Here is an 18,059-nt window from a genome sequence, read left to right as displayed (position 1 = left end):
GCGATGCCATCAACCCCACTGGACACCCGCTACCAGATCGAGACCCCGGAGGGCATCGACCTGCCCCTGCGCCCTGCCGGCCTGGTGCCGCGTGCGCTGGCATTTGCCTTCGACCTGGGCTTGCGAGGAGTGGTCATGGGCGTCCTGCTGGTGCCATTGGCCTTGCTGGGCAACATCGGCATTGGCCTGGGTTCACTGCTGCTGTTCCTGATCAGTTGGTGGTACATGGTGCTCTTCGAAGTGCTCAACCAGGGTTGCTCACCGGGCAAACAGGTGATGGGCCTGCGCGTCGTCCAGGACGACGGCACCCCGATCGGCTGGTCCTCATCACTGATCCGCAACCTGCTGCGGTTTGTCGACATGCTGCCGTTTGGCTATTTTCTCGGCGCAATCAGTTGCCTGCAGCACCCTCACTTCAAGCGCCTCGGCGACCTGGCCGCCGGCACGCTGGTGATCTACCGCGAACAGCCACTTGCCCGCCCCCGGGTGCCTCAAGCGCCGGCATTGCGCTTGCCCTTCGCCCTGGACCTGAGCGAGCAACGGGCCATCCTTGCCTTTGCCGAACGCCAGGGAGAACTCTCCGCCGAGCGCGTTCACGAATTGGCCGCGATCCTCGCCACGCCTTTGCAGGTATCCCCGGCCCGCGCCGTCGAACAACTCAATGGCGTGGCCCGTGGCCTGTTGGGGCCCACATGAAGCAGAGCCTGTTCGAAAGCCGTCACCAGCCCCAGTGGCAAGCCTTTGCCGAACAACTGAAACAGTTGGAACAAGGCCAGGCAAAATCCAGTGACGTGGCTGACTTCCCCCATCAATACCGGCGTCTGTGCCAGCACCTGGCATTGGCCCAGGAGCGTGGCTATAGCAGCTATCTGGTGGACCCACTGCAACAACTGGCACTGCGCGGACATCAACAGCTGTACCGGCATCGCAGCCAGTTGGCGGCCAATATCCTGAGCTTCGTACTCGCCGACTTTCCGCGGCTGGTGCGGGAGCAATGGCGTTTCGTACTGGCTGCCAGCCTGCTGTTCTTCGGCAGCCTGGCGGGCATTGCCCTGCTGGTCTTGCTGTTTCCCGACCTGATCTACAGCATCGTCAGCCCCCAGCAGGTGGCCGAGATGCAAAGCATGTACGACCCCGACGCCCGCCGACTGGGTCGCGCCGCCGAACGTGCGTCCAGTGAAGACTGGATGATGTTCGGCTACTACGTGATGCATAACATCGGCATCGCGTTCCAGACGTTCGCGGCTGGCTTGCTGTTCGGCCTGGGCAGCGTGTTCTTTCTGATTTTCAACGGCCTGGTCATCGGCGCAGTCTCCGGACACCTGACCGAAATCGGCTACGGGCAGACCTTCTGGTCCTTCGTCATCGGTCATGGGGCGTTCGAGCTGACCGCTATCGCCCTTGCCGGCGCTGCCGGGCTGCAACTGGGCTGGGCACTGATCGCCCCCGGGTACCTGACCCGCGGCGAATCCTTGCGGCTCGCCGCCCATAAAAGCGTGCAGATGATGTGCGGGGTCATGGTGTTCCTACTGATCGCAGCCTTTATCGAGGCCTACTGGTCGTCCACCACTGGGATAGCCCCTTGGGTCAAGTACCTGGTGGGCGCAGCCCTGTGGCTGCTGGTGATCGCTTACCTGAGCCTTGCAGGAAGGAGCCATCATGCGCCTGAGTGATGCCAGCGTGGTGATCCGCCCACGCACCGCCTGGGAAGCCATGGACCTGGGTGCATTGATGGCCCGCGAACATCGCCAGCTACTGATGAGCAGTTGGGCGCTGATAACCCTGCCTGTGTTCGCCCTGCTCACCGCGCTGCTGTGGAACTACCCGTCTACCGCCATATTCCTGTTCTGGTGGTTCAAGCCCGCATTCGATCGCCTGCCGCTGTATATCCTGTCCAAGGCCCTGTTTGGTGAAACGCCCAGCCTCAAGCAGGCCGTTCGCCAATGGCCGCGGCTGCTCAAGGGCCAACTGCTGGCCAGCCTGACCTGGCGGCGGCTCAGCCTCAGTCGCAGCTTCGTCATGCCGGTCAGTCAACTCGAAGGCCTGGATGGCCAGGCGCGCCAGAAACGCCTGGGTGTACTGCAGCAACGTAACGCCGGTGCCGCACGCTGGCTGACCATCGTCGGGGTGCATCTGGAAATCGGCCTGTGGTTCGGCTGCATGGCGTTGTTCTACCTGTTTATCCCCCAGGACGTCGAAATGCAGTGGGACTGGCAACGCCTGGCACTGGGCTCTAGTTCGGAAGGGCTGTGGCTGACACATCTGGGCAATGCCTTCTACGCCTTGATCCTGGTGTTTTGGGAGCCCATCTACGTGGCCTGCGGATTCAGCCTCTACCTCAACCGCCGCACAGTGCTGGAAGCCTGGGACCTGGAGCTGGTGTTCCGCCGTCTTCGGCAGCGCCTGAGCAGTGCGGCCATGCTGCTCGTGCTGGTCGCCGGGCTGATACTGCTGCCTGTCAGCCCGCCCGTCATGGCCGAGACATCCCCTGCGCCAAAACCATTGAGCACCCAAGGCGCGAGTCATTCCATCCAGTCGCTGCTCGACAAGCCGCCGTTCAAAAACCCGGAAACCGTCACCCGCTACCACTTTGGCGAAGACAAACCCGTGGTTAAAAACAAGGCCCACGGCGATGGCAAGCTTCCGGCCTGGCTGCAGGCATTCCTGGATAACCTCAACAGCGACACCTTCAAGCACATCGCCCAAGGCCTGGAAGTGCTTTTATGGGGACTTTTGATCGGTGGCCTGGCCCTGCTGGCATGGCGATATCGTGACTGGCTACGCACGTTTGCCAGCCGGCGCGGGCCAGGCAAAACCAACGTGGCCAAGCCCGTACCGATACAGTTGTTCGGCCTGGCACTGGGCGCTGAGACCTTGCCCGAGGATATTGCCAGCACCGCCGAGCAACTGTGGGCGACGCGACCGAGGGACGCTCTGGGCCTTCTGTATCGCGGCCTGCTCAGCCGGTTACTGCATGACTTCAACCTGCCGCTGAAAAGCGCAGACACCGAGGGCCAGGTGCTGGAGCGTGTTCATCAGTTGCAGCAACCGCAGCTACTGGCCTTCAGCGATGAATTGACCCGGCACTGGCAAAACCTCGCCTACGGTCATCTCCTTCCGCCCACTTCGGCCCAGCAAAAACTCTGCAGTGATTGGCGCACGCTATTCAGTCCGGAGGGCCGCCCATGAACCGGCCCTTAGTGTGGGTGGCGTTACTGCTGGCCTGCCTGCTGGGGGCTGGCGGTTTTTACGCGTGGAGCAAAGCGACGCCCTACGAGGTCGTGGTGGATCGCGGCCCTTCACCCGAGGCCACGGCCAACCCCTATCTGGCAGCCGAACACTTCCTGCGCCAGCAGGGCCTGGCCGTGGAACATGCCAATAGCCTGGAGCGGCTGGCTACCCTCCCCGCCAAGGGCAACAGCCTGTTGTTACTGGGCGAACGGAGCACGATGTCGCCACGCCAGGTAGAACAACTGCTGGCGTGGGCGAAGTCCGGCGGTCATCTGTTGCTGGTGGCACAGGCCCTCTGGGATGAAGAGGCCGGCAAAAGCGGCGACCTGTTGCTTGATCGCCTGTCCATCCACCAGGCCTTGAGTGACGACCCTGAAGAACCGGCCCCTGCCCGCAAAAAGAAAGTGCCGGACCTGACCAAGCTCTATGTCGACAATGAAACCGCCCCGGCCTATTTCAGTTTCGACACCCACTTCAACCTTATCGACCCCAGGCACCTGGCACAATTTTCAGCCAATAGCGCCGGCTCAAGCCACCTGATGCAACTTGACCTCGGGCAAGGCCGCGTCACGGTGATCACCGACAGCGACCTGTGGAAAACTCCAGCAATCGGCGAGCACGACAATGCCTGGCTGCTGTGGTACCTGAATCAGGGCACGGCCGTCACCCTGCTGTTCAACAGCGACTTCGACAACTTGTTCACCCTGCTGATACGGTATTTCCCCCAAGCGTTGGTAGCCCTCATTGCCCTGATCGCATTAGGACTCTGGCACGCCGGCATGCGCCAAGGCCCGATCCAGGCACCCGCTCCCAAGGCGCGCCGACAGTTGCAGGAGCACTTGAAAGCCAGTGCCGACTTCCTGCTACGCCGCAGCGGCCAGGGCACCCTGTTGCAGGCTTTGCAGCGCGATATCCTGCGCGCCGCCCGGCGCCGCCACCCTGGCTTTGAACACCTCGACAACGCAGAACAGTGGCGGGTGCTTGAGCACCTGACGCGCCAATCCTCTCACGTCATCAGCCAGGCCCTTGGCCCACCTGCGGCGAAACGGCTTTCCAGTGCCGATTTCAGCCGACAGGTGGCGTGCCTGCAAACTCTCAGGAATGCCCTATGAGCGATTTTCCAAGCGCCACTGCCGTGAACCGCGAAGCCTTGCACCGTGCCAGCCAGCTAGCCCAGGCCCTGCGCGTCGAGCTGCGCAAGGCAGTGATTGGCCAGGACCAGGTGATCGATGATGTGCTGACCGCGCTGATTGCCGGCGGCCATGTGTTGCTCGAAGGTGTGCCGGGACTGGGTAAAACCCTGCTGGTACGTGCCCTGGCGCGTTGTTTTGACGGCGAGTTCGCACGCATCCAGTTCACCCCCGACCTGATGCCCAGCGATGTTACCGGGCACGCCGTGTACGAACAGCGCACCGAACAATTCAAGCTGCGCAAGGGACCGGTGTTCACCCACCTGCTGCTCGCTGACGAAATCAACCGCGCCCCGGCCAAGACCCAGGCAGCCCTGCTCGAAGCCATGCAGGAGCGCCAAGTTACCCTCGAAGGCGAAGCGCTGCCCATCAGCCAGCCGTTCATGGTGCTGGCGACCCAGAACCCCATCGAACAGGAAGGCACCTATCCGTTGCCGGAAGCTGAGCTGGACCGTTTCATGCTGAAGGTCCGCATGGATTATCCGGATGCGCAGCAGGAGCTGGACATGGTGCGCGAAGTAACGCGCTCGTCCCGTGCCGACATGCTGGATGTGCAGCCATTGCGCAGGGTCCTGGTGGCCGACGATGTACTGCTGTTACAGCAGATCGCCAGTGAATTGGCCCTGGATGAACAAGTTCTCGACTATGCCGTGCGCCTGGCGCGTGCCACCCGCAGTTGGCCAGGCCTCGCCATCGGTGCCGGCCCTCGGGCTTCGATTGCACTGGTCCGCGGCGCCCGCGCGCGGGCACTGCTGCGCGGTGCGGAGTTCGTCACCCCGGATGACATCAAGGGATGCGCCCTCGCAGTGCTGCGCCATCGGGTGCGTATCGCGCCCGAGTTGGACATCGACGGACTGGAGGTCGACCAGGTGCTCAAGCAACTGCTGGACCAGATCCCGGCCCCACGCCAATGACCCGCCCATGAAACCGACTCGTCTGTTACTGGCCTGGCTTGGCGTGCTGCTGGGCCTGAATATTCTGCTGGGCATCGCAGTGGCGCTGGCGCTCAAAGTGCCTGACACCCTGCACTCCATTGCATGGGGCTTGCTCCTCGCGTTGTTGCTGCTGGCCGTGCTGGACGCCCTGCGCCAGCATCGACGCCCGTCCCCCCGTGTACAACGGCAGATGCCCGGCAGCCTGGCGCTCGGCCGCTGGGGCGAGGTCCGCCTGACACTGGAGCATGCCTACGCGCAGCCGTTGACGGTACAGGTGTTCGATCATGCGCCGGACGGGTTGATGGTGGAGAACATGCCCCAGTCCATAGCACTGCGGCCGGGTGAACGCAGTGAGCTGGGGTATCGCCTTCGCCCCCTGCGGCGTGGGCACTTCAGCTTCAGCCGTTGCGAAACCCACCTGCCGAGCCCCTTCGGGTTATGGTCGACACGGCGTTTTGTCGAGGTCAGCGATGTCACCCGCGTCTATCCGGATTTCGCCCGTCTCTACGGCGCGCAGTTGCTGGGTGTGGATAACTGGCTGAGCCAACAGGGTGTGCGGCAACGCCAGCGGAGAGGGTTGGGGCTGGAGTTTCATCAACTGCGCGAGTTTCGCGAGGGCGACAGCCTGCGCCAGATCGACTGGAAGGCCACGGCACGACAACGCACGCCCATCGCCCGCGAGTATCAGGATGAGCGCGACCAGCAAATTGTATTCATGCTCGATTGCGGCCGGCGCATGCGCAGCCAGGATGACGAGCTGTCCCACTTTGACCATGCCCTCAACGCCTGCCTGCTGCTCAGCTATGTCGCCTTGCGCCAGGGCGATGCGGTGGGGCTGTGTACCTTCGCCGGCGACCAGCCGCGCTACCTGGCGCCGGTCAAGGGCAGCAGCCAGTTGAATCTGTTGCTCAACACGGTGTACGACCTGGATACCACCCGACGCACGGCCGATTACCAGGCGGCGGCCAGCCAACTGCTGGCCCGGCAAAAACGCCGCGCATTGGTGATTGTGGTTACCAACCTGCGCGATGAGGACGATGAAGCGCTACTGTCCGCCGTCAAGCGTATCAGCCGCCAGCATCGGGTGCTGGTGGCCAGTTTGCGTGAGGAAGTACTCGATCAACTGCGCCAGTCCCCGGTACAGACCCTGCCGGAAGCGTTGGCCTATAGCGGCACCGTCGATTACCTCAATACCCGCGAAGAACTGCACGAACGCTTGAGTGCCCACGGCCTGTCGGTCATCGATACCTCACCCTCACAGCTGGGAGCGTGCCTGGTGACACGCTACCTGAGCTGGAAAAAAGCCGGGGTGTTCTAGGTCCAGCTGAAAAAGGCGCACGGTCACGGCGGGGGCGATCCCTCAAACCAGGCCGACAACGCGCTATAGCTAGGCTGAGGCCTGCAAGGGATCAAAGCTGAAGTAATGCAACAAGACATTGATCAATTGCCCATATTCCTCGGGGGCCTGCTGCACACTGAACCCCGAATCATAATGCTGAGGATTGATATCTTCATGGCTCCACAAGCAGGTCGCCGTGAGGTCGATTGCATGGAAGGTATCGTCCGCCCCTGGGATTTTCAGGCGTAGCTCGAAGTCTACGCCCACCATCAAGGGCAACTGACTGATCAACATCAGCCCGTCTTCAGAGACGTTCCCTAAAAAGCCAATGGGTTTGTCGGTAAGACGGTTAAACACTTGCAGGAAGTAAGGAAGATGATGCCGCTCGATCCGTCGGTCGGTAAACATGGTGAGATCGCCATCCAGTGGCCATGATCTGGCCGCGCCAGTGATTCGGAACGAGCAGAAATCGCTCGCTCTCCCTGAAACTCGGTGTGACAACAAACACCTTTTTGGTCACTAAACAGCTGTCGAGTCCGGGCCTTGCATTCATTCGAATAGAAACTTGTACAAATGAACATTCGAAGAATAGCCCAAGACTGGCGGCAGGCCAGTCATGACATGATGAATATCATCACAACGACGCAGGACGTGGCTGGGCGGCGCTTGCGCCGGGGTAGTGCCCCAGTTGTTGCAGGGTATCCAGCCGTGCGCGAGCCCGGTACGCATACTCACTGGAAGGGTACTGATTGATGATGAATTGATAGGTCTGCACCGCATCGACGAACAGTTTCTGGCGTTCCAGGCATTGGCCGCGCAGCATCGAGACCTCCGGTTGCACATAACGCCGGGTGCGGCTTTCGCGGTCGACCTGGGATAACTCCAGGGTGACGCGCTGGCAATCGCCGACCCCGTAGGCGCGGTAGGCGTTGTTCAAATGGTGGTCCATCGACCAGCGGGTGCAGCCGACAACACTGACGGCCAGGGCAGCAACGAGCAAAATTCGCATGAGGGTTCTCCTGTCTTGTGCAGTGTATCGACCCCTCGTCGAAAATCTTCAAGGGTCTTCGTCTATTCAACCGCAGCAAAAACAAGCCGATCGTCGATAAGTAGTGCAAACGAACAATGACTACAACGAAAGAGCATAGTAGCCTTCCTCAGCGCTTGAACTCAGGAGTCTGTGCATGTCCGTCCGTCGTACCAAAATCGTCGCCACCCTTGGCCCGGCCAGCAACTCGCCGGAAGTCCTCGAACAGCTGATTCTGGCTGGTTTGGACGTTGCCCGTCTGAACTTCTCCCACGGCACCCCGGACGAGCACAAGGCTCGCGCCAAGCTGGTGCGTGACCTGGCCGCCAAGCACGGCCGCTTCGTGGCACTGCTGGGTGACCTGCAAGGCCCGAAAATCCGCATCGCCAAATTCGCCAACAAGCGTATCGAGCTGAAGATCGGTGACACCTTCACCTTCTCCACCAGCCATCCGCTGACCGAAGGCAACCAGCAAGTCGTGGGTATCGACTACCCGGACCTGGTCAAGGATTGCGGCGTCGGTGACGAACTGCTGCTGGACGACGGCCGCGTGGTCATGCGCGTCGACACTGCCACCGGCACCGAACTGATCTGCACCGTGACCATCGGCGGCCCGCTGTCCGACCACAAAGGCATCAACCGTCGTGGTGGTGGCCTGACGGCGCCGGCGCTGACTGAAAAAGACAAGGCTGACATCAAGCTCGCCGCCGAAATGGAAGTGGACTACCTCGCTGTGTCCTTCCCGCGCGACGCCGCCGACATGGAATACGCCCGCAAGCTGCGCGACGAAGCCGGCGGCACCGCCTGGCTGGTGGCGAAGATCGAACGCGCCGAAGCCGTGGCCGATGACGAAACCCTCGACGGCCTGATCAAGGCATCCGACGCCGTGATGGTGGCACGTGGTGACCTGGGCGTGGAAATCGGCGATGCCGAGCTGATCGGTATCCAGAAGAAGATCATCCTGCACGCACGCCGCCACAACAAGGCAGTGATCGTGGCGACCCAGATGATGGAGTCGATGATCCAGAACCCGATGCCAACCCGTGCCGAAGTGTCCGACGTGGCCAACGCCGTGCTCGACTACACCGACGCCGTGATGCTCTCGGCTGAAAGTGCCGCGGGTCCGTACCCGCTGGAAGCCGTCCAGGCCATGGCGCGTATCTGTGTCGGTGCCGAGAAGCACCCGACCAGCAAGACCTCCAGCCACCGCATCGGCAAAGTGTTCGAAAGCTGCGACCAGAGCATCGCCCTGGCGGCCATGTACACCGCCAACCACTTCCCGGGCGTGAAGGCGATCATCGCCTTGACCGAAAGTGGCTACACGCCGTTGATCATGTCGCGCATCCGTTCGTCGGTGCCGATCTACGCGTTCACCCCACACCGCGAAGCCCAGGCCCGCGCGGCGCTGTTCCGTGGCGTGTACACCATTCCGTTCGACCCGGCTTCGCTGGCACCGAACGAAGTCAGCCAGAAAGCTATCGACGAGCTGGTCAAGCGCGGCGTCGTAGAGCAAGGCGACTGGGTCATCCTCACCAAGGGCGACAGCTACCACACCACCGGTGGCACCAATGGCATGAAGATCCTGCACGTGGGCGACCCGCAGTACTGAGTGACACGCTGAAAAACAAAAGCCCCGCCATGTGAATGGCGGGGCTTTTTGCGTTTCAGAGTGACCGGCTGGCTGTCACGACTTCATCGCGGGCAAGGCCGGCTCCCACAGTTGACTGCACTCCGATGTGGGAGGCAGGCTTGCCCGCGATCAGGCTAGACCAATCAACCTACCTTCAGCGCCGAGTGATGAAAGCCGACAACGCCGCAATCGCCTCCGGAGATTTCAGACGCTGCACAAACAACGCCCCCTCCTCCTCGATCACCTGCCGCAACTGCTCACGATCAACACTCTTCATCAATTGCTTGGTCACCTGCACGGCTCCCGGCGCCAGGTTTTCAAAGCGCTCGGCCATTTCCCGAGCCTTGGCCAGCGCCGCTTCGCCACTGCCCAACGCTTCGGTGGCAATCCCCCACGCCGCCGCTTGTTCGCCGCTAAAGCCCTCGCCCAACAGCAACAGTTCAGCGGCTTTCGCGTGCCCCAGCAGGCGCGGCAGGATCAGGCTCGAGCCAAACTCCGGGCACAATCCAAGGTTGACGAACGGCATGCGCAACCGCGCGTCCCGGCTGATGTACACCAGGTCGCAGTGCAGCAGCAGCGTCGTACCAATACCCACCGCCGCCCCTGCCACGGCAGCGATTACCGGCTTGCGACAGTTGAGCAGGCTTTTCATGAAGTGAAACGGTGGGCTGTCGAGGTCGCTGGGCGGCTGCTCGAGGAAGTCGGCGATGTCGTTGCCAGCAGTGAAGCATTCGCTGCTGCCCTGGATGAGCACGGATCGCACATCTGCATCCGCATCCGCCTGCTCCAGCGCCTCGGCCAGCAGCGTGTACATGGCGCGGGTCAGGGCGTTTTTCTTGTCCGGGCGATTGAGCTGCAAGGTCAGCAGCCCACGTTCGCGGTGCTGCAGGATGGCATCGGTCATGGCGAATCTCGCGGCGGTAGAATTCAGCGCTCAACCACGCGGCAGGAACACGTCGGCCAGCAGTTGATTGCGCGGCAAGCCAGCCAGGAACAGACGCTTGGAAAACGCCTCGACACTGGCTGGGTGTCCGCAGAGTAAGGCCAGAGTTTGCCGCGAAACAAGCCGCAGTTGCGCCAATGCCTGGGCCGACTCAGCCGCCGTCCACAGCTCGACAGTCAGGTTGGGATGCTGCGCAGCCAGCTCCGCCAGGGGCTCGGCCAGATAATGGCTGCCGGCGTCATGAGCCAGGTGAATCACGCGGATAGCGCCCTGGTGATCCTGGCGCAGCGCCTCGCGCAACACGCCCCACAACGGTCCCAGGCCGGTGCCGGAGGCCAGCAGCCATAACGGCCGAGCCTGCCAGTCGGGATCATACTGCAGTGCCCCGCCCCGCAATTCGCCCAGTCGCAGGCCATCGCCCACCTGCAACTGCCGGGCAAGATCGCTGAACTCACCGGGCTGGCGGCAATCCAGGTGAAACTCCAGGAACGACTCCTCCTGCGGCAAGCTCGCCAGGGAATACGGGCGTGCAACGTGCCCCGCCCACAGCACCAGGTGCTGCCCGGCCCGGTAACGCAGGCCCCGCTCCGGTTGCAGGCGCAGGCGCAGCACCGTCGGGTTCAGCCAATCGATACCCACCACCTGGGCCGGCAATCCATCCCGCGTCGGGTCAAACGCTTCGACGCGCAGATCCCCGCTGACCTGGCACTGGCAAGCCAACCGCCAGCCGTCCTGGCGTTGCGCGAGGCTCAAGGCCTCGGGTTGCTGGTCCTCGACCTCGCCCTGGCAACGCACCAGGCAGGCATGGCAACTGCCGGCGCGGCAACTGTAGGGCACGGCGACACCTGCCTGGTTCAAGGCGTCCAACAGGTTGCTGCCGGCAGATACCGACCAATGGCGTTCGCCGACGTACAGTTCAGGCATATAAGGACTCAATCACAAGGGGCGCGCACAGGGAATCACGCCTGCGACAGTTTGACCATAGTCGGGTGTATCGGCCACCGCGTCGGGTTATACTGCCGCGCCTTTTTAGCGTCGCGCCTGCACCACTTTGGCGTGCCTTGGAAAGGTGAGCTCAGCCGACCGATGCAACACTGAGCCCACCTTTATTGAATGTTCCCTTATAGAGGAGCGCGACTCATGACCGTGATCAAGCAAGACGACCTGATTCAGAGCGTTGCCGACGCCCTGCAATTCATTTCCTACTACCACCCCGTTGACTTCATCCAGGCGATGCACGAGGCCTACCTGCGCGAAGAATCGCCGGCAGCCCGTGACTCCATCGCGCAGATCCTGATCAACTCGCGCATGTGCGCCACCGGCCATCGCCCGATCTGCCAGGACACCGGTATCGTTACCGTGTTCGTGCGCGTGGGCATGGACGTGCGTTGGGATGGCGCCACCATGGGCCTGGACGACATGATCAACGAAGGCGTGCGTCGCGCCTACAACCTGCCGGAAAACGTCCTGCGTGCATCGATCCTCGCCGACCCGGCTGGTGCGCGTAAAAACACCAAGGACAACACCCCGGCCGTGATCCATTACTCCATCGTCCCGGGTAACACCGTGGAAGTGGACGTGGCGGCCAAGGGCGGCGGTTCCGAGAACAAGTCGAAAATGGCCATGCTCAACCCGTCCGACTCGATCGTCGACTGGGTGCTCAAGACCGTTCCGACCATGGGCGCCGGCTGGTGCCCACCGGGCATGCTCGGCATCGGCATCGGCGGCACCGCCGAGAAAGCTGCCGTGATGGCCAAGGAAGTGTTGATGGAATCCATCGACATCCACGAGCTGAAAAAGCGCGGCCCGCAGAATCGTATCGAAGAGATGCGCCTGGAGCTGTTCGAGAAGGTCAACCAACTGGGCATCGGCGCCCAGGGCCTGGGTGGCCTGACCACCGTGCTCGACGTGAAGATCATGGACTACCCGACCCACGCCGCCTCGCTGCCGGTGTGCATGATCCCCAACTGCGCCGCCACCCGTCACGCGCACTTCGTGCTCGACGGTTCGGGCCCGGCGTCGCTGGAAGCGCCACCGTTGGACGCCTACCCGGAGATCGTCTGGGAAGCTGGCCCGTCGGCCCGTCGCGTCAACCTCGACACCCTGACCCCGGAAGAAGTGCAGAGCTGGAAGCCGGGCGAAACCGTGTTGCTCAACGGCAAGATGCTCACCGGTCGTGACGCCGCGCACAAGCGCATGGTCGAGATGCTGAACAAGGGTGAAACCCTGCCGGTGGACCTCAAGGGTCGCTTTATCTACTACGTCGGCCCGGTTGATCCGGTGCGCGAAGAAGTGGTTGGCCCGGCCGGTCCGACCACCGCCACGCGGATGGACAAGTTCACCCGTCAAATCCTCGAGCAAACCGGCCTGCTGGGCATGATCGGCAAATCCGAGCGCGGCCCGACCGCAATCGAAGCGATCAAGGACCACAAGGCCGTGTACCTGATGGCCGTGGGCGGCGCTGCTTACCTGGTGGCGCAAGCCATCAAGAAGTCGCGCGTTGTCGCCTTCGCCGAGCTGGGCATGGAAGCGATCTACGAGTTCGACGTGAAGGACATGCCGGTCACCGTTGCGGTGGACAGCAAGGGCGAATCCGTCCATATCACCGGTCCAGCTATCTGGCAGAAAAAGATCAGTGAAAGCCTGGCGGTAGAAGTGCAGTAAGCACCCTCCCGCAATAAAAAAGCGACCGCGGCCCATGGCCCGGTCGCTTTTTTATTGCCTGCTGTTTCACCTGTGGCAAGCGGGCTTGTCATGCCTGGCACGCGCATCTTGGCAACTGCGTTTATTGTGGCGAGCGGGCTTGCCCCGCGTTGGGCTGCGAAGCGGCCCCATAAAGATCACCGCATTCCTTCAGGTCAAACCGCATTGCCTGGTTTTGGGGGCCGCTTCGCAGCCCAACGCGGGGCAAGCCCGCTCACCACAAGAAGCCCGCTCACCCAAGAAGCCTGCTTACCACAAGAAGCCTGCTCGCCGCACCAGCCCACTCTCCCCATCAGCCACTACAGCCCCTCACCACAAGATCCAAGCCGCGCATGCTATGGTGCTCTCCCCTTACTGTGCCTGCTCATCATCGTATGATCGTGATCCCTCGCCCCCTGCGACTGACTTTCTACTCTTTGCTGATCATTGCCGGTGCCGTACTGGCCGCGGCCTTGGCCACCCGCCATGCCGAGCGCCAGGCCCTGGTGGATGATGCCGCCCGGGCCAATCAGCAACTGGCGCTGTACGCCAATTCGCTGCACACCCTGATCGAACGCTACCGCGCCCTGCCCGCCGTGCTGGCGCTGGACTCGGAAATGATCAACGCCTTGAAGGGCCCACTGCAAGCCACGACCCAAGACCTGCTCAACCGCAAACTGGAGCGCATCAACGGCGCGGCGCAGTCCTCAACCCTGGAGTTGATGGATCGCACCGGCCTGGCCGTGGCCGCCAGCAACTGGAACCTGCCGAGCAGTTATGTCGGGCACAACTACGCGTTTCGACCGTATTTCAGCCAAACCCTGAGCCAGGGCACCGGGCGGTTTTATGCGGTCGGCGTGACCACCGGCGTGCCGGGGTATTTTCTCTCCAGCGCGGTGCTGGATGAACACGAGCAGTTCCTCGGCGCGATGGTGGTCAAGCTGGAATTCCCCGAGCTGGAACGCGAGTGGGCGCAGGGCAATGACCTGCTGCTGGTCAGCGATGCACGCGGCATCGTGTTTATTGCCAACCAGCCGGGCTGGCGATATCGCAACCTGCGGCCGCTGTCGGCGAACGATCTTGTCGAACTCAAGGCCACTCGCCAATACGACAAGAAACACCTGCAGCCGCTGGAAACCCAGGTGCTGCAACGCTTTGACGAAAACAGCCACCTGATGCGCGTCAACGGCCCCGACGGCAATGCCAATTACATCTGGGAGTCGCTGCCGCTCAAGGCCGAGGGCTGGACCCTGCACTTGTTGCGCAAACCCCAGTTCGCCTTTGAAGACCAGCGCAACGCCGGCCTGGCCGCTGCCGGCTCCTGGCTGGCATTGGTGTTCCTGGTGCTGTTCCTCACGCAGCGCTGGCGCCTGGCCCGCTTGCGCCAGCGCAGCCGCGAAGAACTCGAACAACTGGTGGAGGAGCGCACCCAGGCCCTGCGCACCGCCCAGGACGGTTTGGTGCAATCGGCCAAATTGGCGGCGCTGGGGCAGATGTCCGCCGCCCTCGCGCATGAAATCAACCAGCCGCTGACCGCCCAGCGCATGCAGTTGGCGACCCTGCGCCTGCTGCTCGACCACGGGCGGGTGGACGATGCCTACAAGGCCCTGACCCCGCTCGACGAAATGCTCACGCGCATGGCCGCGCTCACCGGCCATCTCAAGACCTTCGCGCGCAAGAGTCCCAGCGGCCTGCGCGAGCGCTTGGACCTGGCCACGGTGGTCGACCAATCCTTGCACCTGCTCGACGCGCGGCTGCGCGACGAAGCCATCGGCGTGGTGCTGGACCTGACCCGCCCGGCCTGGGTGCGTGGCGATGCGATCCGCCTTGAACAAGTGCTCATCAACCTACTGCGCAATGCCCTTGATGCGATGGCCGACAAGCCGCGCAAACGCCTGGAAATCCGCCTGCACGCCGATCAGCAATTGTGGCAACTGACCGTCAGCGACAGCGGCGGTGGCATTGCCGAGGAGCACCTGAACAATGTGTTCGACCCGTTCTTCACCACCAAGCCGGTGGGTGACGGGCTCGGCCTCGGGCTGGCGGTGTCCTACGCGATCGTGCACGAATTGGGCGGGCGCCTGAGTGCCGGTAACCGTGGCGACGGCGCGGTGTTTACCTTGACCTTGCCCATCGCGCTGGAGACGCCGGACCTATGTTGAATGCAGTGATTGTGGTCGATGACGAAGCCAGTATTCGCACGGCCGTCGAGCAATGGCTGAGCCTGTCGGGGTTTGACGTGCAACTGTTCAGCCGTGCCGAGGAATGCCTGGCGCGGCTGCCGAAGGATTTCCCCGGGGTGATCCTCAGTGATGTGCGCATGCCCGGCCTCAGTGGCCTGGAACTGCTGGCCGAAGTGCAACGCCGCGACGCCGACCTGCCGGTCATCCTGCTGACCGGTCATGGCGACGTGCCCATGGCTGTCGAGGCCATGCGCGACGGGGCCTACGACTTCCTCGAGAAACCCTTCAGCCCCGACGCCCTGCTCAACAGCCTGCGCCGCGCGCTGGACAAGCGCGGGCTGATCCTCGAAAACCGCCGCCTGCATCAACAGGCCGATCATCGGGCGCAGTTGGAGTCCAGCCTGCTCGGTGTGTCGCGCGGCCTGCAGAATCTGCGTCGGCAAGTGCTGGACCTGGCGACGCTGCCGGTCAACGTATTGATCCGAGGCGAGACCGGCAGCGGCAAGGAGTTGGTCGCCCGTTGCCTGCATGATTTCGGCCCGCGAGCCAAGAAGCCGTTCGTGGCCCTCAACTGCGCGGCGATCCCCGAGCAGTTGTTCGAGGCCGAGCTGTTTGGCCACGAAAGCGGCGCCTTCACCGGCGCCCAGGGCAAGCGCATCGGCAAACTCGAGTACGCCCACGGCGGCACGCTGTTTCTCGATGAAATCGAAAGCATGCCCCTCGCCCAGCAGGTGAAACTGCTGCGGGTGCTGCAGGAGCAGAAGCTCGAACGGCTGGGCTCCAACCAAAGCATTCATGTGGACTTGCGCATCATCGCCGCCACCAAGCCGGATTTGCTCGAAGAAGCCCGCGCCGGACGCTTTCGCGAAGACCTGGCCTATCGGCTGAACGTCGCGCAACTGCGTCTGCCTGCGCTGCGCGAACGTCGTGAAGATATCCCGCTGCTGTTCGATCACTTCGCCCAAAGCGCTGCCGAACGCCTGGGCCGTAGCGTCGAACCCTTGAGCGGCGCGCAACTGGGACGGCTGCTCAGCCACGACTGGCCGGGCAATGTGCGCGAGCTGGCGAACTTCGCTGAACGCCAGGTGCTGGGGTTGGGCGAGCCTGAGCCGGAAGGTGTCGAGGCTGGGCAATCGCTGGCGGCGCAGCAGGAAGCGTTTGAGGCGCACTGCCTGAAAGCCGCGTTGACCCGGCACAAGGGCGATATCAAGGCGGTGCTGGCCGAGCTGCAACTGCCACGGCGCACCTTCAATGAAAAGATGCAGCGCCATGGGCTGACCCGGGAAATGTTTCTGTCGATGGATTGAGGGGCCCTTTGAGGGCCTCATCGCAGGCAAGCCAGCGCCTCCATTTTGATCTGCGAATACATTCAAGTGTGGGAGCTGGATAAGCGCCATAAGCGGATTTCCGCTCACCACTCAAAAATCATCAGCGGCTTTCCGCTCAAATAAATCCCCCACCCCTTCTAGACCGGGCCTCACCCGGCTTGGCACAGCTCCTGCTATAGCCCCGGACAGGCTGTGCTCGCGCACGCTCCATAAAAACAACTAGATGAAGGATCCTTGAATGGATAACTCCAACACCTTGCCTCTGGGGTCGGCGGCCGCGCCGGCGAAAGAACGCACCACCTCCAGCCGGATCAAATCGATTTTCAGTGGCTCCGTCGGCAACATGGTCGAGTGGTACGACTGGTACGTCTACGCCGCTTTCTCGCTGTACTTCGCAAAAACCTTCTTCCCGAAAGGCGACACGACCGCCCAACTGCTCAACACCGCCGCAATTTTCGCCGTGGGCTTCCTGATGCGCCCGATCGGCGGCTGGCTGATGGGCCTGTATGCCGACAAAGTCGGACGTAAAAAGGCGCTGATGGCATCGGTCTACCTGATGTGCTTCGGCTCGTTGCTGATTGCCCTGAGCCCGGGCTATGAAATCATCGGCATCGGTGCGCCGATCCTGCTGGTCTTTGCCCGTCTGCTGCAGGGCCTGTCGGTCGGTGGCGAATACGGTACCTCCGCCACTTACCTCAGCGAGATGGCGACCAAGGAACGTCGCGGTTTCTACTCCAGCTTCCAATACGTGACCCTGATCTCCGGCCAGCTCATCGCCCTTGGCGTGCTGATCGTGCTGCAACAGACCCTCACTACCGAGCAGCTGTACGACTGGGGCTGGCGTATCCCGTTCGCCATCGGCGCCCTGTGTGCGGTGGTCGCGCTGTACCTGCGTCGCGGCATGGAAGAAACCGAGTCGTTCACCAAGAAGGAAAAAGCCAAGGAAAGCGCAATGCGCACCTTGATGCGTCACCCCAAGGAACTGATGACCGTGGTTGGCCTGACCATGGGCGGTACCCTGGCCTTCTACACCTACACCACCTACATGCAGAAGTACCTGGTGAACACCGTCGGCATGAGCATTTCCGACTCCACCACGATTTCCGCAGCCACCCTGTTCCTGTTCATGTGCCTGCAGCCGATCATCGGCGGGCTGTCGGATAAAGTCGGCCGCCGGCCGATCCTGATTGCCTTCGGCATCCTCGGCACCCTGTTCACTGTGCCGATCCTCACCACCCTGCACACCATCCAGACCTGGTGGGGCGCGTTCTTCCTGATCATGGCGGCATTGATCATCGTGAGCGGCTACACCTCGATCAACGCAGTGGTGAAAGCCGAGCTGTTCCCGACTGAAATCCGTGCACTGGGCGTAGGCCTGCCGTATGCCCTGACCGTGTCGATCTTCGGCGGTACCGCCGAATACATTGCGCTGTGGTTCAAGAGCATCGGCATGGAAACCGGCTACTACTGGTACGTGACCGCGTGTATCGCAGTGTCGCTGGTGGTCTACGTGACCATGAAGGACACCCGCAAGCACTCGCGCATCACCACGGACTAACTGTCTGTCGCGA

The 18,059-nt window shown here is 62.4% G+C and carries 15 protein-coding genes; 11 read left to right on the top strand and 4 right to left on the bottom strand.

The annotated features are described in order from the left end of the window. Positions 1 to 3 precede the first annotated feature (3 nt). The 6 genes from AC07OJ_RS26210 to AC07OJ_RS26185 are packed head-to-tail and all read left to right on the top strand — an operon-like array spanning position 4 to position 6,674. Positions 4 to 696, top strand: a complete 693-nt coding sequence (locus AC07OJ_RS26210) for an RDD family protein (protein WP_495095474.1) — start codon at positions 4 to 6, stop codon at positions 694 to 696. Continuing rightward, on the top strand, positions 693 to 1,673 hold the full coding sequence (locus AC07OJ_RS26205; protein ID WP_495095473.1) for a stage II sporulation protein M: 981 nt from the start codon (positions 693 to 695) through the stop codon (positions 1,671 to 1,673). Before AC07OJ_RS26210 ends, AC07OJ_RS26205 begins: the two co-directional genes overlap by 4 nt. Then, positions 1,660 to 3,189, top strand: coding sequence for a DUF4129 domain-containing protein (locus AC07OJ_RS26200; protein ID WP_495095472.1), 1,530 nt, complete (start codon positions 1,660 to 1,662; stop codon positions 3,187 to 3,189). Before AC07OJ_RS26205 ends, AC07OJ_RS26200 begins: the two co-directional genes overlap by 14 nt. Then, the gene (locus AC07OJ_RS26195) at positions 3,186 to 4,343 is read left to right on the top strand and encodes a DUF4350 domain-containing protein (RefSeq protein WP_495095471.1); all 1,158 of its coding nucleotides are present in this window, start codon (positions 3,186 to 3,188) and stop codon (positions 4,341 to 4,343) included. The genes AC07OJ_RS26200 and AC07OJ_RS26195 overlap by 4 nt, the downstream gene beginning before the upstream one ends. Next, positions 4,340 to 5,335: an AAA family ATPase gene (locus tag AC07OJ_RS26190; protein ID WP_495095470.1), complete on the top strand. Its 996-nt coding sequence runs from the start codon at positions 4,340 to 4,342 to the stop codon at positions 5,333 to 5,335. The genes AC07OJ_RS26195 and AC07OJ_RS26190 overlap by 4 nt, the downstream gene beginning before the upstream one ends. A 7-nt stretch (positions 5,336 to 5,342) precedes the next feature. Beyond that, a complete protein-coding gene (locus AC07OJ_RS26185) occupies positions 5,343 to 6,674 on the top strand; it encodes a DUF58 domain-containing protein (protein WP_495095469.1) in 1,332 nt (443 codons plus the stop codon). 69 nt (positions 6,675 to 6,743) lie between these two features. Here the strand turns inward: AC07OJ_RS26185 and AC07OJ_RS26180 are convergent, their stop codons facing one another. Beyond that, entirely contained in the window at positions 6,744 to 7,103 is a 360-nt protein-coding gene (locus AC07OJ_RS26180; RefSeq protein ID WP_213553325.1) for a PilZ domain-containing protein, read from the bottom strand. A 226-nt stretch (positions 7,104 to 7,329) separates the two neighbouring features. Next, complete coding sequence (locus tag AC07OJ_RS26175) at positions 7,330 to 7,704, bottom strand: tetratricopeptide repeat protein (RefSeq protein ID WP_065908783.1); 375 nt, start codon at positions 7,702 to 7,704, stop codon at positions 7,330 to 7,332. A gap of 175 nt (positions 7,705 to 7,879) precedes the next feature. Between AC07OJ_RS26175 and pyk the strand changes: the two genes are divergently transcribed. Beyond that, the gene (pyk, locus tag AC07OJ_RS26170) at positions 7,880 to 9,331 is read left to right on the top strand and encodes a pyruvate kinase (RefSeq protein WP_025854788.1); all 1,452 of its coding nucleotides are present in this window, start codon (positions 7,880 to 7,882) and stop codon (positions 9,329 to 9,331) included. Positions 9,332 to 9,506: 175 nt separating this feature from the next. Here the strand turns inward: pyk and AC07OJ_RS26165 are convergent, their stop codons facing one another. Together AC07OJ_RS26165 and AC07OJ_RS26160 are read right to left on the bottom strand one after the other, a co-directional pair. Next, positions 9,507 to 10,256, bottom strand: a complete 750-nt coding sequence (locus tag AC07OJ_RS26165) for an enoyl-CoA hydratase-related protein (protein ID WP_065908781.1) — start codon at positions 10,254 to 10,256, stop codon at positions 9,507 to 9,509. 30 nt (positions 10,257 to 10,286) lie between these two features. After that, positions 10,287 to 11,219, bottom strand: a complete 933-nt coding sequence (locus tag AC07OJ_RS26160; protein ID WP_495095468.1) for an iron-sulfur-binding ferredoxin reductase — start codon at positions 11,217 to 11,219, stop codon at positions 10,287 to 10,289. Between the two features lie 216 nt (positions 11,220 to 11,435). On the opposite strand from AC07OJ_RS26160, the gene AC07OJ_RS26155 reads away from it, so the two are divergent. From AC07OJ_RS26155 to AC07OJ_RS26140, 4 genes are all read left to right on the top strand, one after another. Then, positions 11,436 to 12,959 (top strand): fumarate hydratase, encoded by a 1,524-nt coding sequence (locus tag AC07OJ_RS26155; protein ID WP_010208051.1) that lies wholly within the window; start codon positions 11,436 to 11,438, stop codon positions 12,957 to 12,959. Between the two features lie 413 nt (positions 12,960 to 13,372). Beyond that, entirely contained in the window at positions 13,373 to 15,139 is a 1,767-nt protein-coding gene (locus AC07OJ_RS26150) for a sensor histidine kinase (RefSeq protein WP_065908775.1), read from the top strand. Next, positions 15,133 to 16,467: a sigma-54-dependent transcriptional regulator gene (locus tag AC07OJ_RS26145; RefSeq protein WP_495095467.1), complete on the top strand. Its 1,335-nt coding sequence runs from the start codon at positions 15,133 to 15,135 to the stop codon at positions 16,465 to 16,467. Before AC07OJ_RS26150 ends, AC07OJ_RS26145 begins: the two co-directional genes overlap by 7 nt. Before the next feature lie 259 nt (positions 16,468 to 16,726). Next, the gene (locus AC07OJ_RS26140; protein ID WP_120449748.1) at positions 16,727 to 18,046 is read left to right on the top strand and encodes an MFS transporter; all 1,320 of its coding nucleotides are present in this window, start codon (positions 16,727 to 16,729) and stop codon (positions 18,044 to 18,046) included. The last annotated feature ends 13 nt before the right edge of the window (positions 18,047 to 18,059 follow it).

Source organism: Pseudomonas sp. GW821-FHT09C08 (assembly GCF_059418125.1).
This window is presented reverse-complemented; position numbering and strand designations above follow the sequence as displayed.

Excerpts from the sequence above, each read along its gene's own strand:
- AC07OJ_RS26210 (WP_495095474.1), top strand. The coding sequence starts at position 4 with ATGCCATCAACCCCACTGGACACCCGCTACCAGATCGAGACCCCGGAG.
- AC07OJ_RS26205 (WP_495095473.1), top strand. The coding sequence starts at position 693 with ATGAAGCAGAGCCTGTTCGAAAGCCGTCACCAGCCCCAGTGGCAAGCC.
- AC07OJ_RS26200 (WP_495095472.1), top strand. The coding sequence starts at position 1,660 with ATGCGCCTGAGTGATGCCAGCGTGGTGATCCGCCCACGCACCGCCTGG.
- AC07OJ_RS26195 (WP_495095471.1), top strand. The coding sequence starts at position 3,186 with ATGAACCGGCCCTTAGTGTGGGTGGCGTTACTGCTGGCCTGCCTGCTG.
- AC07OJ_RS26190 (WP_495095470.1), top strand. The coding sequence starts at position 4,340 with ATGAGCGATTTTCCAAGCGCCACTGCCGTGAACCGCGAAGCCTTGCAC.
- AC07OJ_RS26185 (WP_495095469.1), top strand. The coding sequence starts at position 5,343 with ATGAAACCGACTCGTCTGTTACTGGCCTGGCTTGGCGTGCTGCTGGGC.
- AC07OJ_RS26180 (WP_213553325.1), bottom strand. The coding sequence starts at position 7,103 with ATGTTTACCGACCGACGGATCGAGCGGCATCATCTTCCTTACTTCCTG.
- AC07OJ_RS26175 (WP_065908783.1), bottom strand. The coding sequence starts at position 7,704 with ATGCGAATTTTGCTCGTTGCTGCCCTGGCCGTCAGTGTTGTCGGCTGC.
- pyk (WP_025854788.1), top strand. The coding sequence starts at position 7,880 with ATGTCCGTCCGTCGTACCAAAATCGTCGCCACCCTTGGCCCGGCCAGC.
- AC07OJ_RS26165 (WP_065908781.1), bottom strand. The coding sequence starts at position 10,256 with ATGACCGATGCCATCCTGCAGCACCGCGAACGTGGGCTGCTGACCTTG.
- AC07OJ_RS26160 (WP_495095468.1), bottom strand. The coding sequence starts at position 11,219 with ATGCCTGAACTGTACGTCGGCGAACGCCATTGGTCGGTATCTGCCGGC.
- AC07OJ_RS26155 (WP_010208051.1), top strand. The coding sequence starts at position 11,436 with ATGACCGTGATCAAGCAAGACGACCTGATTCAGAGCGTTGCCGACGCC.
- AC07OJ_RS26150 (WP_065908775.1), top strand. The coding sequence starts at position 13,373 with ATGATCGTGATCCCTCGCCCCCTGCGACTGACTTTCTACTCTTTGCTG.
- AC07OJ_RS26145 (WP_495095467.1), top strand. The coding sequence starts at position 15,133 with ATGTTGAATGCAGTGATTGTGGTCGATGACGAAGCCAGTATTCGCACG.
- AC07OJ_RS26140 (WP_120449748.1), top strand. The coding sequence starts at position 16,727 with ATGGATAACTCCAACACCTTGCCTCTGGGGTCGGCGGCCGCGCCGGCG.